This is a genomic window from Pseudomonas sp. 2995-3, assembly GCF_002742565.1.
Taxonomy (GTDB): domain Bacteria; phylum Pseudomonadota; class Gammaproteobacteria; order Pseudomonadales; family Pseudomonadaceae; genus Aquipseudomonas; species Aquipseudomonas edaphica.
This window is the reverse complement of record NZ_LJSB01000165.1, coordinates 17,313-31,373: the sequence shown is the minus strand read 5'-3', so window position 1 is coordinate 31,373 and position 14,061 is coordinate 17,313. Positions and strand designations below refer to the sequence as shown.

Here is a 14,061-nt window from a genome sequence, read left to right as displayed (position 1 = left end):
GTTGTGCGGTGCCTGGACTGGAACACAGGGCAAAAAATGTGGGAGCTGGCTTGCCTGCGATAGCGGTGTGCCAGCTGAGAATGGGCCACCTGATACACCGCCATCGCGGGCAAGCCCGGCTCCCACAGGTTGTGCGGTGCCTGGACTGGAACACAGGGCAAAAAATGTGGGAGCTGGCTTGCCTGCGATAGCGGTGGGCCAGCTGAGTATGGGCCATCTGATACACCGCCATCGCGGGCAAGCCCGGCTCCCACAGTTGAACTGTGGTGTTTGGTAGGGAGGTGGCTTAGGCGCGGATTGAGTCGAGCATGCGCGCCAGCATGGCATCACACCCAGCCAACTGTTCGAGGCTCACAAACTCATCCGGCTTATGCCCCTGGTCCATGCTCCCCGGCCCGCACACCACCGTGGGTATGCCCACCGCATCAAACAACCCACCTTCGGTGCCAAACGCCACGGTGCCGAAGTCCCGCGAGCCACTGAACGCTGCGATCAACTCCGCTGCCTGGCTGCGCTCGTCGGTGACTAATCCCGGATATGCCGAAAGCTCAGTAAACCGAATCGCGCTCTGTTTACTCACGGCCTGCATACGCGGCAACACCTGCTGCATGGCATAGGCTTGCAGCTCCTCAGCCACTTCACCCGGGTCCATCGACGGCAATGCGCGCACTTCAAAATCAAAGCGGCAGTCGGCAGGCACGATATTCAAGGCCTTGCCGCCCGTAATCACGCCGGTCTGCACCGTGCTGAACGGCGGGTCAAACCGCGGGTCCTGTTGCTCGCGCAGCCGCAGGCCAATGCGCCCCAGTTCGCCAATCAACTCGGCGGCGTGCTCAATCGCATTCACCCCATACGGCGCATACGCCGAATGGCACGCCTCGCCATGCACATCGCAACGCATCGCCAGTTTGCCCTTGTGGCCGAGCACCGGTTTCAGCTCGGTCGGCTCACCGATAATGCACAGCATCGGTTTCACCGGCCGCTGCTCCAGCACTGCGAGCAACGAGCGCACACCCAGGCAGCCGACTTCTTCGTCGTAAGACAGGGCGATATGCACCGGGATACGCAAGTTGGCTTTCACCAACGCTGGCACCAACGCCAGCACGCAGGCGATATAACCCTTCATATCCGCCGTGCCGCGGCCAAACAGCTTGCCGTCGCGCTCGGTCAGCGCAAACGGCGGCACAGTCCACGGTTGGCCGTCCACCGGCACCACATCGGTATGCCCCGACAGCACAATGCCCGGCAATTGCACCGGGCCGATGCTGGCGAACAGGTTGGCCTTGCTGCGTTCCTCGTTGTAGACCAGTTCGCTGGCCACGCCGAAGCTTGCGAGGTAATCGCGCACAAATTCGATCAGCAGCAAGTTGGACTCGCGGCTGGTGGTATCAAAGCCCACCAGCGTCTGCAGCAGTTCGCGGCTGCGGCTCATCGCTCGTCTCCGGCCACGCCGTAGCCCGGCGAGCGGTCGGGGGCGAGGGCGCGGTCGATGTAGTCCTGCACTTGCGGGCGGTAGGCATCCCAGAGCTTTTGCAGTTCGGCGATGGGCTGCTCATCGGCCCAGTCCACGCGCAGGTTGATGATCGGCCAGGTCAGTTCGCCCACCACCACCAGTGCAGCGGAATGCACCGGCCCGGCTTCGCCACCGGCGTTGATGGCGGCGTGCATCGCCGCCAGCAATCGATCGGCAAGCTGGCCTTCGCCGTGTTCGAAGGCGTGCACCATCGCCTCGATCACCGCGCGGTCGGCGAGCATATTGCCCGCCGCCACACACTGTTCGCCCGACACGGCATTGTGGGTGCCGAGGGTTTCGCTGCCACTGAAATGCACACTGCGGCCCAGGTGATCAATCGCCGTCAGTTGTCGGTATTGGCTGTAGCCGTTGCTCGTCAGGGCTTTGTCGACGGCGGCCGCAGGGTCCAGGCCTTGTTCCAATAAATCGAGCACGTCGGGGCCGAGGGCCGGTAACGTGATGTTCTGGGTCGACACTGCGCCCACGCCGGGCCGCAGCCATGGGCAGCGGGCGCCCACGGCGATGCTCGAGGAGCTGATCGCGATGCCCAGTTGGCCGGTGTCCGCACAACGGGCGGCGATTGAAAAGGTCATGGGCAGCTCCTTATTCGGGGATCACGGCGATCACGTCAATTTCCATCAGCCACTGTGGCTGGCCCAGGGCCGACACCACCAGCCCGGTGGAGATCGGGAACACGCCTTTAAGCCACTTGCCGACTTCCTGGTACACCGGCTCACGGTAGCGCGGGTCGATCAGGTAGGTGGTGGTCTTGACGATATGGCTCAGGTCGGAACCGGCCTCTTCGAGCAGTTGCTTGACGTTTTTCATCGCTTGCTCGGCCTGGGCGCGCGGGTCGCCAAGGCCAATCAGGTTGCCATCAAAATCGGTGCCCACCTGGCCGCGCACATACACGGTGTTGCCGGCACGCACGGCCTGGCACAGGTCGTTGTCGAGGCTCTGGTTAGGGTAGGTTTCCTTGGTGTTGAACATGCGGATGCGAGTGTGAGTAGGCATCAAAAAAAACTCCGAAAAAAGTGCTCAGGCTATGACAGGCGACTTGTGAAAAACCGGTGCGGCTTCGCGGTACTCAAGGTATTGGCGCTGGATGGCGATGTGGTCGGCCACGTATTTGGCGTCATGCCACACGCCCCAGATAAACGACGAGCCCCGGCGCGACTGCCACGGCAAACCCAGGAAGTAGATGCCCGACTCGCTGGCCACACCGCGCTGGTGCTGCGGCTTGCCGGCGGCGTCAAACGCGTCGACTTTCAGCCAGCTGTAATCCACGGCAAACCCGGTGGCCCAGATGATCGAGGTGATACCGGCCTTGGCCAGGTCCAGCTCCAGGATCGGGTTTTTGATGCACTCGGCATCCGGGAATACGCGGCGCGCTTGGGGCTCCACGGGCAAGTCGAGGCCGTTGCGCTCGATGTAGGCGTCCGCCGCATCCAGCAAAGCCAGGTAGTTCTCGTCGCCACGGGCCAGGTTTTCAACCAGGTTGGCTTGGAAGCGCGCGACGTTGCCGTCGAAGGCTTGGGTGAGGCCGACCAGGGTCATGCCTTGCTGGGCGAGCTCACGAAAATCGATGGTCTTGCCGCCGTGGGCGCCGCTTACGGCAATGGTCACGTGCTCGCGACCGGGTTTCATCGCGGCCTGGTCCCACTCACCCAACACGCCCAGCCACCAGCAGAAGTCGCGGTTGCGATAGGCGCGTGGCGGGCGGTCGTGGGCACCGACCGACAGGTACACCTGGCGCCCGGAACGCTGCAGCTCATCGGCAATTTGCACGCCGGATGAGCCGGCGCCCACCACCAGCACGGCGCCGGCGGGCAGTTGTGCGGGGTTGCGGTAGTCGGCGGAGTGGATCTGGTGCAGTGCACTTTCTTTAGGCGCGATGGCCGGGATCACCGGCTTCTGGAACGGCCCGGTGGCGGCGACTACACGGTTGGCTTCGATCACGCCTTCGCTGGTGTGCACGGTAAAGCCTGGGCGGCCCACGTTACGCACCACAGAGGTCACGTCCACGCCGGTGCGGATCGGTGCATTGAACTTGCGGGCATAGGCTTCGAAGTAATCGGCCACGCGCTCTTTTGGCGCAAAACCATCGGCGGCGACGTCATCAAATTCCAGGCCGGGGAAGCGGTCATGCCAGGCCGGGCCGTTGGCGACCAGCGAATCCCAGCGCCCGGTGCGCCAGCGCTCGGCGATACGGCTGCGCTCCAGCACCAGGTGCGGCACGCCTTGCTTGCTCAGGTGCTCGCTCATGGCCACACCGGCCTGGCCGGCTCCCACTACCAGTGTGTCTGTTTTTGTTATGGCTTGAGTCATGTGTCTGTCCTTGCGTAATGCAGTTGGATTCAGCTTGGGCATGGCTTCAAGGCTAGGGGGAGGGCGTTTTTTAATAAAATATTATTAAGCTTTGGAGTGAGCATAAATATCGGATGCAAGCTCACCCTATCGGGTGATTTCGAGGACGGAGCGGGTGTGTGACCATCCTTGCAGTTCTTTGAGCGAGGCTTCGACGTGGAAAACGACCGGCTTTCTTCTGCGCAATGGTTCGAACAGATGGCCCTGGTGACCGATAACATCGGGCAATCGGGGTTCGCTGCCGCCTTGTTCGATGCCCTCGGGTGTGTGCAGCCGATACAGGCCACGACGCTGTATTTTTACCCGCGTGGCGGCATGCCCAGTGCACTGTTCGAGCTGGATGGGCCGTGGTTGCCGCAAGGCAACGTGCGCCAGTACCTGTCGGGCTTTTACTTGCTCGACCCGTTTTACGACGCCTGTGTGGAAGGCGTCAGTTCAGGCTGCTATGCCTTGGCAGACGTTGCGCCTGACCACTTCGAGCTCAGCGAGTACTTCCAGTCGTTCTACCGCCACTCTCAGCTCGAAGACGAGCTCAATTACATCCTGCAGTCGAGCAAAGGCTCCAGCCTGGCGGTGTCCCTGGCGTTTACGCAAAAGCTCGACGCCGCCACCATCGCGCAATTCAAGCGCATAACCCCTTGGGTACTGGCCGTGCTGGGCAAACATTTTGTCGGCCTGGATGCCCACGGCGCACGCTTCGAAAACCTGCTGGAGCAACGTATTCACGCGGCATTGAACAACTTCGGCTCGTCGATCCTGACCGAGCGTGAGTGCCGCATCGCCCAACTCATTTTGCGCGGGCATTCCACCCGCTCGCTGGCCGAGCGCCTTGAGGTGGCGGAAGACACCATCAAGTCCCATCGCAAACACATCTACACCAAGCTCGATATCGGCGCGCAGTCGGAACTGTTTGCCCTGTTTATCGACTCGCTCGCCGAAGCCCAGGGCGTGCTGAGCAAAGACCCGCTTGAAAGTTACATGAGCAAGCACCGCTGAGTGGCTTGCCAGCCCTTGCGTCACGACCAATAAGAGAGAAAAACCATGAACCTACCCGCCCAAATCAACCGTCGCACCGAGGATTACCAGCAGTCTGATGCGGCCCACCATATCCATGGGTTTGTCGACCAGAAGGCGCTGAACGCCGAAGGCCCGCGTGTGATGGTGCGCGGCGAGGGCTTGTACCTGTGGGACAGCGAAGGCAAGCGTTACCTGGACGGCATGTCCGGCCTGTGGTGTACCCAGCTCGGTTATGGCCGCCGCGACCTGACTGCCGCCGCCGCCGCGCAGATGGACCAGCTGGCGTACTACAACATGTTCTTTCACACCACCCACCCGGCGGTGATCGAGCTGTCGGAGCTGCTCTTCAGCCTGTTGCCGGGGCACTACAGCCACGTGATCTACACCAACTCCGGCTCCGAGGCCAACGAGGTGTTGATCCGTACCGTGCGCCGTTACTGGCAAGTGGTCGGGCAACCGCAGAAGAAAATCATGATCGGCCGCTGGAACGGCTATCACGGCTCAACGCTTGCGGCCTCTGCGTTGGGCGGCATGAAGTTCATGCACGACATGGGCGGCATGATTCCCGACGTCGCGCACATCGACGAGCCGTATTGGTTTGCCCATGGCGGCGAGCTGACACCGGCCGAATTTGGTCGTCGTTGTGCGCTGCAATTGGAAGAAAAGATTCTGGAATTGGGCGCCGAAAATGTCGCCGGTTTTATCGCCGAGCCGTTCCAGGGTGCGGGCGGCATGATCTTCCCACCAGAAAGCTACTGGCCTGAAATCCAGCGCATTTGCCGCCAATACGATGTGCTGCTGTGCGCCGATGAGGTGATTGGTGGGTTTGGCCGTACCGGCGAATGGTTCGCCCATCAGCACTTCGGCTTCGAACCCGACACCTTGTCGATCGCCAAGGGCCTGACCTCGGGCTACCTGCCGATGGGCGGCCTGGTGCTGAGCAAGCGTATCGCCGAGGCGTTGGTGGAGCAGGGCGGTGTGTTCGCCCACGGGCTGACCTATTCCGGCCACCCGGTGGCGGCGGCGGTGGCGCTGGCCAACCTCAAGGCGCTGCGCGATGAAGGCATCGTGCGCCAGGTCAAGGACGACACCGGGCCGTACTTGCAGCAACTGCTGCACGACGTGTTCGGCAACCACCCAATGATCGGTGAGATCCAGGGCACAGGCCTGCTCGGGGCGTTGCAGTTCGTCGAAGACAAGGCCACGCGCAAACGCTTTGCCAACGAAAACGACCTGGCCTGGCAGTGCCGCACCTTTGGCTTTGAAGAGGGCGTGATCATCCGCTCGACCCTGGGCCGCATGATCATGGCGCCGGCTCTGGTGGCCACGCGCGCAGAGCTGGATGAGCTGGTCGACAAGACCCGCATTGCGGTAGACCGCACCGCACGGATCGCGGGAAAACTCTGAAGTGACTTGCCCACCACCCCAGGTGCGGGGTGGCGGGCAACCTCCATCAGACACGGCTTGAACGGCAGCGAGGTTATCGACTGCCGCGATGGCCCGCATCCCTCTTTCCAGGAGTCACCCATGAATACAATAACAAGCGTGGCCGAAACTCCCTCCCATCACACCTCAACCAAAGCCGCTTCAACGCGGCGCTTTCGCCAGCCGCTGGGGCTGGTCGGGCTGGTGCTGTTCGGCCTGGCCTACATGGTGCCGCTGGCGGTCTTTACCACCTACGGGCTGGTCACGCAGATGACCAAGGGGCACTTGCCGACCGCCTATATGCTGACTCTGGCGGCCATGCTACTGACCGCCTACAGCTATGGTCGCATGGTCCAGGCGCATCCGTTTTCCGGCTCGGTTTACTCCTATACGCGCAAGGCGTTTGGTGCGTACTTCGGTTTTATCGCCGGCTGGACCTTGCTGCTCGACTACATCTTTTTGCCGCTGCTCAGTTACCTGCTGATCGGCATCTACATGTCCGAGTACTTCCCCGCTGTACCGACCGCCGTGTGGGTGCTCGGCTCGATTGCGCTGGTAACCACGCTGAACCTGGTCGGTATCGAGTCCATCACGCGGGTCAACTGGATCCTGATCGTGGCCCAGTTGGTGTTCATCGTGGTGTTCGTGGCGCTGTCGGTGCACAACCTCAGCGGTCAGCCGGCGCCCGTTTCGCTGCTGGCGCCATTCCATCATGAAGGCTTCAGCGCACCCTTGATCATGGCCGGTGCGGCGGTGCTGTGCTTGTCGTTCCTGGGCTTCGATGCGGTGTCGACCATGGCCGAGGAAACCCCCAACCCGCGTCGCACCATTCCACTGGCGATCATGGTGGTGTCGCTGTTTGGTGGCTTGCTGTTTTTGCTGGTGTCGTATTTCGCGCAAATGGTCTTCCCGGAATGGAACACCTTCGCCGACCCGGATTCGGCGTCGGTGGATGTAATGCGCCGGGTCGGTGGCGAGGTGCTGGTGACGGCGTTTACCGCCACTTATGTGGCCGGCTGTTTCGCCTCGGCGATGGTCTCCCAGGCCAGTGTGTCGCGGGTGTTGTTCGCCATGGGCCGTGACGGCGCGCTGCCTCGCGTGCTCGGCAAGCTGGTGACGAAAAAACGCGTGCCGGCCACCGCGATTGTGCTGGTCAGCCTGTTCTCGCTGATTGCGCTGTTTATCACCCTGGACACGGTGGCCAACATGATCAGCTTCGGCGCGCTGTTCGCCTTCTCGGCGGTGAACCTGGCGGGGATCAAGCATTACGTGGTCGACCAGCAATTACGCGGCACCCGTAACTACCTGCTGTATGCCGCACTGCCGGCGCTGGGGTTCCTTAGCACTATTTGGCTGTGGACCAGCCTGTCGAGCCTGTCCTTCACCATCGGCCTGTGTTGGATGGGGGTTGGCCTTATTTGTTTGCTGGGGATCACGCGCGGCTTGCGCGTGAAGATGCCTGAACTGCAGATCGCGGAATAAAACCTTCGCCTGTCCATCGACCTTCATTGGGAGTACACCGTGTTCGACCTTCATTACTGGCAACAACGCGTTGCCCGCCAGACCTTTATCGACACCGCCTTGATCGGTGGTCGGCCCGTGAGCGCAGCCAGCGGGGCGACTTTTGATGCAATCAACCCTGCCACCCACCAGCTGCTGGCGCGTGTGGCCGCCTGTGGTGACGCAGAAGTAGACCTGGCCGTGCGCAGCGCCCGCCAGGCTTTCGAAAGCGGCCCTTGGCGGCGTATGCCGCCGGTTGAGCGCAAGAAAATCCTGATCAGGCTCTCCGAGTTGCTGATGATCCATCGCGAAGAGCTGGCCCTCCTGGATTCGCTGAACATGGGCAAGCCGGTGATGGACGCCTACAACATTGATGTGCCCGGCGCCGCGAATGTATTTGCCTGGTACGGCGAGGCGCTGGACAAACTCTACGATCAAGTCGCGCCCACCGCGCACAACGCACTGGCGACCATCACCCGTGAAGCATTGGGCGTTGTTGCGGCGGTGGTGCCGTGGAATTTCCCACTCGACATGGCGGCCTGGAAGCTCGCACCGGCGTTGGCAGCCGGTAACAGCGTGGTGCTCAAACCCGCCGAGCAGTCACCCTTTTCGGCCCTGCGCCTGGCCCAACTGGCCCTGGAAGCGGGTATCCCGGAAGGGGTTTTGAATGTGGTGCCGGGCCTCGGCGAAAGTGCCGGCAAGGCGTTGGGCCTGCACCCTGATGTGGATTGCCTGGTGTTCACCGGCTCCACGCAGGTCGGCAAGTATTTTATGCAGTACTCGGCGCAGTCCAACTTGAAGCAGGTGTGGCTGGAGTGTGGCGGCAAGAGCGCGAACCTGGTGTTTGACGACTGCCAGGACCTGGACCTGGCGGCCGAGAAAGCGGCCTTCGGGATTTTTTTCAACCAGGGCGAAGTGTGCTCGGCCAACTCGCGGCTGTATGTGCAACGCTCCATCCATGATGAATTTGTCGAGCGTGTGATTGCCAAGGCGCGTGCGTGGATGCCGGGTGATCCGCTGGACCCTGGCAGCGCTGCCGGTGCCATTGTCGACAGTGAGCAAACCGCCCGCATCATGAGGGCGATCAATCAGGCCCAGGGCGAGGGCGCCAAGCTGCTGGCGGGTGGCGAGCAAGTGAGCATTAATGGCTCCTCCAACTTCATCCAGCCGACGATTTTTGCTGAGGTGACCGGCGACATGCGGCTCTCGTGCGATGAAGTGTTTGGCCCGGTGTTGGCGATCAGCGCCTTTGACACTGAGGAGCAAGCGATACAGCAAGCCAATGACAGCGTCTACGGGCTGGCGGCCTCGGTCTGGAGTGATGGCCTCAATCGCGCGCATCGGGTGGCGCGAGCGTTGAATGTCGGCACGGTGTCGGTCAACACCGTCGACGCCCTGGATGTCGCGGTGCCGTTCGGGGGTGGCAAGCAGTCCGGGTTCGGGCGTGACCTGTCGCTGCACTCATTCGACAAGTACACGCAGCTGAAAACCACCTGGTTTGCGCTGCGATAGCCGAAGCGGTCAGCCGGTCGTGTATTCATGGGTGCATGGCCGGCACGGTTACCTGCACCATCTGCTGGTAATGCCGGACTACCGCCGCCAGGGCATCGCCCAGGCCATGAAAACGCCTAGAACTCCCCGGAATACTTGACCGCCGCCGCCGCGCGCGAGGGCACTTTCAAGCTGCGCAGCAGCGACGACACATGGATGCGCACGGTGAACGGCGAGATCGCCAGGGCCTTGGCGATTTCCTTGTTGGTCTTGCCTTGGGCGATCAGGCGCAGCACTTCCTGCTGGCGCGCAGTGAGGGTGTGGGTACCCAGCGGTAGCAGGCCGGAGGGAGAAAACTTGACCAGCACTTCGCCTTCGCGGATCGCCAGCAGGGCCTGGCCGATTTCATCGGGGCTGATGTTCTTGCCGATAAAGCCATCGGCGCCCAGGGCCATGACCTGGTCGATCAGCGCCGGGTCATCGACCATCGACACCACGATCAAGGTGGTGCGCCGCAGTTGCTGGCGCAGGTCGGCCAGTTGGCTCATGCAGGTAAGGCCCGGGAAGCGCAGGTCGAGGATCAGCATGTCGATGTCGCCACACGCGTGGATCAGCGCCTGCACCGCATCGAGGTCGCCGGCCTCTTGCACCACGGCCTCGGGCAACAGGCGCTGCACGGTGCGCAGCATGCCTTCGCGAAACATCGGGTGGTCGTCGGCTATGATGATTCGGCCGGTCATGGCGTGCTCCTTCCTGGGGCATGGGTGTGCATTGGCATGCTACTTTAGCACCGCGCCACAGGGACGCCTCTGGCGCGCAAAGGATAGACCGAATGCCGCACAAGGACGTCCCCCATGAGTCATGAGACCAATTCCGAACTCGACCAGGCCAACCTGCGCATCGTGGTGGCCGCCATCGCCATTGTCTACATCGGCGCGCTGGGCTTTTTGCCGGGCCAGTCGGTCGACACCTACTTGCCGGTGATCCTGTATATCGTCGCGTTCCTGCTGGTCTCCATCGCGTTGCGCCAGGTGATTGCGCGCTGGCCAGGGCATTACCCGGCGCGGCGGATATTCGGCATGATCCATGACTACACCGGCACCTCGTTCGGGCTGGTGGTGGGCGGCGAACCGGCACTGCCACTGTATGCGGTGATGGTGTGGGTCAACCTGGGCAACGGCATGCGCTACGGCTCGCGCTACCTGGCGATTGCCACCGGCCTGGCCTTGCTCGCGCTGCTGATCGTGTATCGGCTGACGCCACTGTGGCAGGCGCAGCCGTTCATGGTGCTGATGCTGATGATCACCAGCACGGTGATCCCGGTGTACGCGCATATCTTGCTTGAGCGCACGCGCAAGGCTTCCGAAGAAGCCATCGCCGCCAACCTGGAAAAATCGCGCTTCCTGGCTCAGGCCAGCCACGATCTGCGCCAGCCTATTCACTCCATCGGCCTGTTCACCGCCTGTTTGCGTGAAGCGCAGTTGGGCGAGGCTGAGCAGCGCTTGGTGGACAATATCGACCGCTCGCTGCTCAACGTGTCGCAGCTGTTCCGTTCGATTCTCGACCTTTACACCCTCGACAACGGCAGGCTGTTGCCCAAGTACCAGGTGATTCACTTGGGCGAATTCCTCGCCGACCTGGTGCGCCAACACGCCGAAGCGGCGCATTGGGCCGGGGTGGAACTGCGCCTGCGCCCGTGTGCGCATTGGGTGCAGGTCGACCCCGCGATGCTGGCGACGATGGTGCAGAACCTGCTCTCCAATTGCTTTAAATACGGCGCACAGCGGCCCGTGCTGATCGGCGTGCGCGTGCGCGACGGCGGGTTGTCGGTGGAGGTGCATGACCAGGGGCGCGGTATTGCCGAGGAGCATCAGGTGAAGGTCTTCGAAGAGTTTTATCGGGTCCGCCAACTGCGCGACAAGGACGTCGAAGGCGTGGGCCTGGGGCTGTCCATCGTCAAGCGCCTGGGGCAATTGATGGGGGTGCAAGTGAGCCTGCGATCACGGGTGGGCCATGGCACCTCTGTGAGCCTGCATGGCCTGGCATTGGCGACGGCGCCACGCCAACCGGCTGCGCGCGACGACGCGCGCCAGGCCGGCCTGCTGACGGGTTTGAAAGTCTGCCTGGTGGAAGATGACCACAACGTGCTGCTGGCCACCCAGGCCTTGCTGGAGCGCTGGGGCTGCGAGGTGCAGGCCGAATCCAGCGGGCAAGGCCTGGCCAGCGACTGCGACATCATCGTCGCCGACTACGACCTGGGCAACCACGCCACCGGCATCGAGTGCATCGACGCCCTGCGCGAGCAACGCGGCTGGGCGGTGCCGGCGCTGATCCTCACCGGCCACGACGTGGAGAAAATCCAGGCGGCCTTGCACGACCGCCAGATCGCGATTCTGTCCAAACCGGTGCGGCCTGCAGAACTGCGCGGCACGCTGCGTGACCTCAGCCAATCGGGCGTTACTGGTTAAACGGCATCAGGCCATTGCCCCGAGCGCCCTTGGGCTGGCAGTAGGCGGCAGGCTTCATCAGGCCAAAGCTGGCCACGGCAAACATGCCACCGCTGGCACCGCTGGGCACTGAGCAGTTGTAATCGCCGGAGGCGGCGCTGGCGATGTAGTAGGTGGTCATGGAGTCGCTGCGTACATTGGAGATACGCTTGACCGGTTCACCGAGGTTGGTTTCCGACAGCGTCTTGAGATGGTCTTCGCTGGGCTTGACGTTGCTGCAACCGGCGACACCGATGATCAGGGCGCCGAGCAGGGTGAGACGGGTAACGGGAGCGTGCAGGTTCATGATGCTTCTTCCTTGGGATTGTTTTGGTTTTTCCAACGCGCAATGCACCCTCGCGCAACAGGTGTGCGGTGCCGGGGGGAGCGTTGGAAGTGCCGAGGAATATAGCGCCGCCGGGTAAAGGGGTCGATTAGCACAAGTGTGCTAATGGCACGGTGAGGTCATGGATGGAGAGAGCAATGCTAGCGATCAAACGCGCCACCCAAGCGGACGCCCAGGCGGCGTTCGACATTCGTCTGTTGGCCATCCGCAGCCAATGCATCGGCGCCTACACCGCCGAGCAAATGGCGCTGTGGACACGCGGCAGCGCCGAAGACGGTTACGACACACTGATGGACAAGCCGTTTTACCTGGGCTGGGTCAATGACGTACCGGTCGCCACCGGCATGCTCGATCTGGACAACAACGAAGTGGGCGCGCTGTTTGTGCTGCCGGCGTTTACTGGTCGTGGTTACGGCAAGACCATGCTGGATCACCTGGAAAAGCTCGCGCGGGAACTGGCGATTGAAGAGGTCGTGCTGGACGCGACGTTGAATGCGGCGAGTTTCTACCGGGCCTGCGGGTATGTGGGTGAGGAGCAGGCGGTGTATCACTCGCCTTCGGGGTTGGCGTTGGCGTGTATCCCAATGGTAAAACGGCTTTGACTCTTGCCACAGTTGAGCTTGTCGCTGGGGGATTTGTGTATGTCGCGATGGCCCTGCGAACTGAGATCTAACCAACACAGCTGATCCCCTGTGGGAGCTGTCGAGCTTTAGCGAGGCTGCGAAAGCGGTGGGTCAGGCTACTTATGTATCGCCAGTGCCGCCGCCTTCGCAGCCTCGCCGGGGCTCGACAGCTCCCACATTGGATCTTTGTTGCTGGGGGGGGTGTATGGCGCGATGGCCCTGCGAACTGAGATCTAACCAACACAGCCAATCCCCTGTGGGAGCTGTCGAGCTTTAGCGAGGCTGCGAAAGCGGTGGGTCAGGCAGCTAATATTTCGCCAGTGCCGCCGCCTTCGCAGCCTCGCCGGGGCTCGACAGCTCCCACATTGGATCTTTGTTGCTGGGGGGATTTGTGTATGGCGCGATGGCCCTGCGAACTGAAATCTAACCAACACAGCCGATCCCCTGTGGGAGCTGTCGAGCTTTAGCGAGGCTGCGAAAGCGGTGGGTCAGGCTACTTATATGTCGCCAGTGCCGCCGCCTTCGCAGCCTCGCCGGGGCTCGACAGCTCCCACATTGGATCTTTGTTGCTGGGGGGATTTGTGTATGGCGCGATGGCCCTGCGAACTGAGATCTAACCAACACAGCCGATCCCCTGTGGGAGCTGTCGAGCTTTAGCGAGGCTGCGAAAGCGGTGGGTCAGGCAGCTAATATTTCGCCAGTGCCGCCGCCTTCGCAGCCTGGCTGGGGCTCGACAGCTCCCACCGTTGATTTCATCCGGCGCCGAAGGCTGTGCGCAGTGTTTGAATAACCTGTTCCACGGTGGGACCTTGGACGGGTGGCGGTGTAAGGCTCTCGCCAAATTCGCGCCATACGAACAGCGTCAGCTCAGCCCCATCGGTCAGCCCTTGTTCCTTTGAGCCAAAACCTTGCAGCACCCGATAGCGCTCATCTCGCCAAAACGCCTGCTCCACCCAGTCATGCACCGGGATGAAGTGAAAGTGCAGCGGCAAGCCCGGCATGTGTCCGTAGCGGCTGATATACAGCCACTTCGGCCGCAGCTGCGTCTCCACCACCCGTTGGGTTTTGGCGAGCAGGCCACCCAGTTCAGCCAACGCGGCCTCGGGCATAGCCGCCAGGGAGTCGATCGGCGCTTTGGCGCCCAGCATCAGGTAGCCCGGCAGCTTTGAGGTCAGATGATGATTGAGCAACCAGTGCTCGGTTTCATGAAGGATGAAGGCGGGGTCGATCTGCATGCGCATGCGTCCATGAGAGCCGGGTGGGCAGGATAACAAGCATGGGCGGCTGTATCTC

At 62.1% G+C, this 14,061-nt stretch carries 14 protein-coding genes; 7 read left to right on the top strand and 7 right to left on the bottom strand.

Annotation, left to right across the window (positions count from 1 at the left end; all coding sequences use genetic code 11):
* Nucleotides 1-286: 286 nt before the first annotated feature.
* Genes argE through AOA62_RS11690 form a run of 4 tightly spaced genes read right to left on the bottom strand, consistent with a single transcriptional unit; the run spans nt 287 to nt 3,841 of the window.
* Nucleotides 287-1,432 carry an acetylornithine deacetylase gene (gene argE / locus AOA62_RS11705; RefSeq protein ID WP_099548719.1) on the bottom strand — a complete coding sequence of 382 codons (1,146 nt, stop codon included), beginning with the start codon at nt 1,430-1,432 and terminating at the stop codon, nt 287-289.
* The gene (locus AOA62_RS11700; protein WP_099548718.1) at nt 1,429-2,106 is read right to left on the bottom strand and encodes a DUF1028 domain-containing protein; all 678 of its coding nucleotides are present in this window, start codon (nt 2,104-2,106) and stop codon (nt 1,429-1,431) included. Before AOA62_RS11700 ends, argE begins: the two co-directional genes overlap by 4 nt.
* Nucleotides 2,107-2,116: 10 nt before the next feature.
* Nucleotides 2,117-2,527 (bottom strand): RidA family protein, encoded by a 411-nt coding sequence (locus AOA62_RS11695; protein ID WP_003207327.1) that lies wholly within the window; start codon nt 2,525-2,527, stop codon nt 2,117-2,119.
* A 24-nt stretch (nt 2,528-2,551) separates the two neighbouring features.
* Complete coding sequence (locus AOA62_RS11690) at nt 2,552-3,841, bottom strand: NAD(P)/FAD-dependent oxidoreductase (RefSeq protein ID WP_017134548.1); 1,290 nt, start codon at nt 3,839-3,841, stop codon at nt 2,552-2,554.
* Nucleotides 3,842-4,036: 195 nt separating this feature from the next.
* On the opposite strand from AOA62_RS11690, the gene AOA62_RS11685 reads away from it, so the two are divergent.
* The 5 genes from AOA62_RS11685 (at nt 4,037) to AOA62_RS11665 (ending at nt 9,473) form a co-directional block, all read left to right on the top strand.
* Nucleotides 4,037-4,876: a helix-turn-helix transcriptional regulator gene (locus tag AOA62_RS11685; protein WP_026013485.1), complete on the top strand. Its 840-nt coding sequence runs from the start codon at nt 4,037-4,039 to the stop codon at nt 4,874-4,876.
* Between the two features lie 45 nt (nt 4,877-4,921).
* Nucleotides 4,922-6,304, top strand: coding sequence for an aspartate aminotransferase family protein (locus AOA62_RS11680; RefSeq protein ID WP_099548717.1), 1,383 nt, complete (start codon nt 4,922-4,924; stop codon nt 6,302-6,304).
* Nucleotides 6,305-6,424: 120 nt separating this feature from the next.
* Nucleotides 6,425-7,804 (top strand): APC family permease, encoded by a 1,380-nt coding sequence (locus AOA62_RS11675; protein WP_099548716.1) that lies wholly within the window; start codon nt 6,425-6,427, stop codon nt 7,802-7,804.
* Nucleotides 7,805-7,843: 39 nt separating this feature from the next.
* Nucleotides 7,844-9,334: an aldehyde dehydrogenase gene (locus AOA62_RS11670; RefSeq protein WP_099548715.1), complete on the top strand. Its 1,491-nt coding sequence runs from the start codon at nt 7,844-7,846 to the stop codon at nt 9,332-9,334.
* Between the two features lie 19 nt (nt 9,335-9,353).
* Nucleotides 9,354-9,473 (top strand): GNAT family N-acetyltransferase, encoded by a 120-nt coding sequence (locus AOA62_RS11665; protein WP_368665710.1) that lies wholly within the window; start codon nt 9,354-9,356, stop codon nt 9,471-9,473.
* Here the strand turns inward: AOA62_RS11665 and AOA62_RS11660 are convergent.
* Complete coding sequence (locus AOA62_RS11660) at nt 9,451-10,053, bottom strand: response regulator transcription factor (RefSeq protein ID WP_099548714.1); 603 nt, start codon at nt 10,051-10,053, stop codon at nt 9,451-9,453. The two genes, AOA62_RS11665 and AOA62_RS11660, sit on opposite strands and share 23 nt — an antisense overlap.
* Before the next feature lie 114 nt (nt 10,054-10,167).
* Here AOA62_RS11660 and AOA62_RS11655 point away from each other — a divergent pair, with 114 nt between their 5' ends.
* A complete protein-coding gene (locus AOA62_RS11655; RefSeq protein ID WP_099548713.1) occupies nt 10,168-11,781 on the top strand; it encodes a hybrid sensor histidine kinase/response regulator in 1,614 nt (537 codons plus the stop codon).
* Here the strand turns inward: AOA62_RS11655 and AOA62_RS11650 are convergent.
* Entirely contained in the window at nt 11,771-12,106 is a 336-nt protein-coding gene (locus tag AOA62_RS11650) for a hypothetical protein (protein ID WP_099548712.1), read from the bottom strand. The genes AOA62_RS11655 and AOA62_RS11650 overlap by 11 nt on opposite strands.
* A gap of 176 nt (nt 12,107-12,282) precedes the next feature.
* Between AOA62_RS11650 and AOA62_RS11645 the strand changes: the two genes are divergently transcribed.
* Nucleotides 12,283-12,747 carry a GNAT family N-acetyltransferase gene (locus tag AOA62_RS11645; RefSeq protein ID WP_017134556.1) on the top strand — a complete coding sequence of 155 codons (465 nt, stop codon included), beginning with the start codon at nt 12,283-12,285 and terminating at the stop codon, nt 12,745-12,747.
* A 773-nt stretch (nt 12,748-13,520) separates the two neighbouring features.
* Here the strand turns inward: AOA62_RS11645 and AOA62_RS11640 are convergent.
* Nucleotides 13,521-14,003, bottom strand: coding sequence for an HIT family protein (locus AOA62_RS11640; RefSeq protein ID WP_099548711.1), 483 nt, complete (start codon nt 14,001-14,003; stop codon nt 13,521-13,523).
* Nucleotides 14,004-14,061 lie beyond the last annotated feature (58 nt).

Excerpts from the sequence above, each read along its gene's own strand:
- argE (WP_099548719.1), bottom strand. The coding sequence starts at position 1,432 with ATGAGCCGCAGCCGCGAACTGCTGCAGACGCTGGTGGGCTTTGATACC.
- AOA62_RS11700 (WP_099548718.1), bottom strand. The coding sequence starts at position 2,106 with ATGACCTTTTCAATCGCCGCCCGTTGTGCGGACACCGGCCAACTGGGC.
- AOA62_RS11695 (WP_003207327.1), bottom strand. The coding sequence starts at position 2,527 with ATGCCTACTCACACTCGCATCCGCATGTTCAACACCAAGGAAACCTAC.
- AOA62_RS11690 (WP_017134548.1), bottom strand. The coding sequence starts at position 3,841 with ATGACTCAAGCCATAACAAAAACAGACACACTGGTAGTGGGAGCCGGC.
- AOA62_RS11680 (WP_099548717.1), top strand. The coding sequence starts at position 4,922 with ATGAACCTACCCGCCCAAATCAACCGTCGCACCGAGGATTACCAGCAG.
- AOA62_RS11675 (WP_099548716.1), top strand. The coding sequence starts at position 6,425 with ATGAATACAATAACAAGCGTGGCCGAAACTCCCTCCCATCACACCTCA.
- AOA62_RS11660 (WP_099548714.1), bottom strand. The coding sequence starts at position 10,053 with ATGACCGGCCGAATCATCATAGCCGACGACCACCCGATGTTTCGCGAA.
- AOA62_RS11655 (WP_099548713.1), top strand. The coding sequence starts at position 10,168 with ATGAGTCATGAGACCAATTCCGAACTCGACCAGGCCAACCTGCGCATC.
- AOA62_RS11650 (WP_099548712.1), bottom strand. The coding sequence starts at position 12,106 with ATGAACCTGCACGCTCCCGTTACCCGTCTCACCCTGCTCGGCGCCCTG.
- AOA62_RS11645 (WP_017134556.1), top strand. The coding sequence starts at position 12,283 with ATGCTAGCGATCAAACGCGCCACCCAAGCGGACGCCCAGGCGGCGTTC.
- AOA62_RS11640 (WP_099548711.1), bottom strand. The coding sequence starts at position 14,003 with ATGCAGATCGACCCCGCCTTCATCCTTCATGAAACCGAGCACTGGTTG.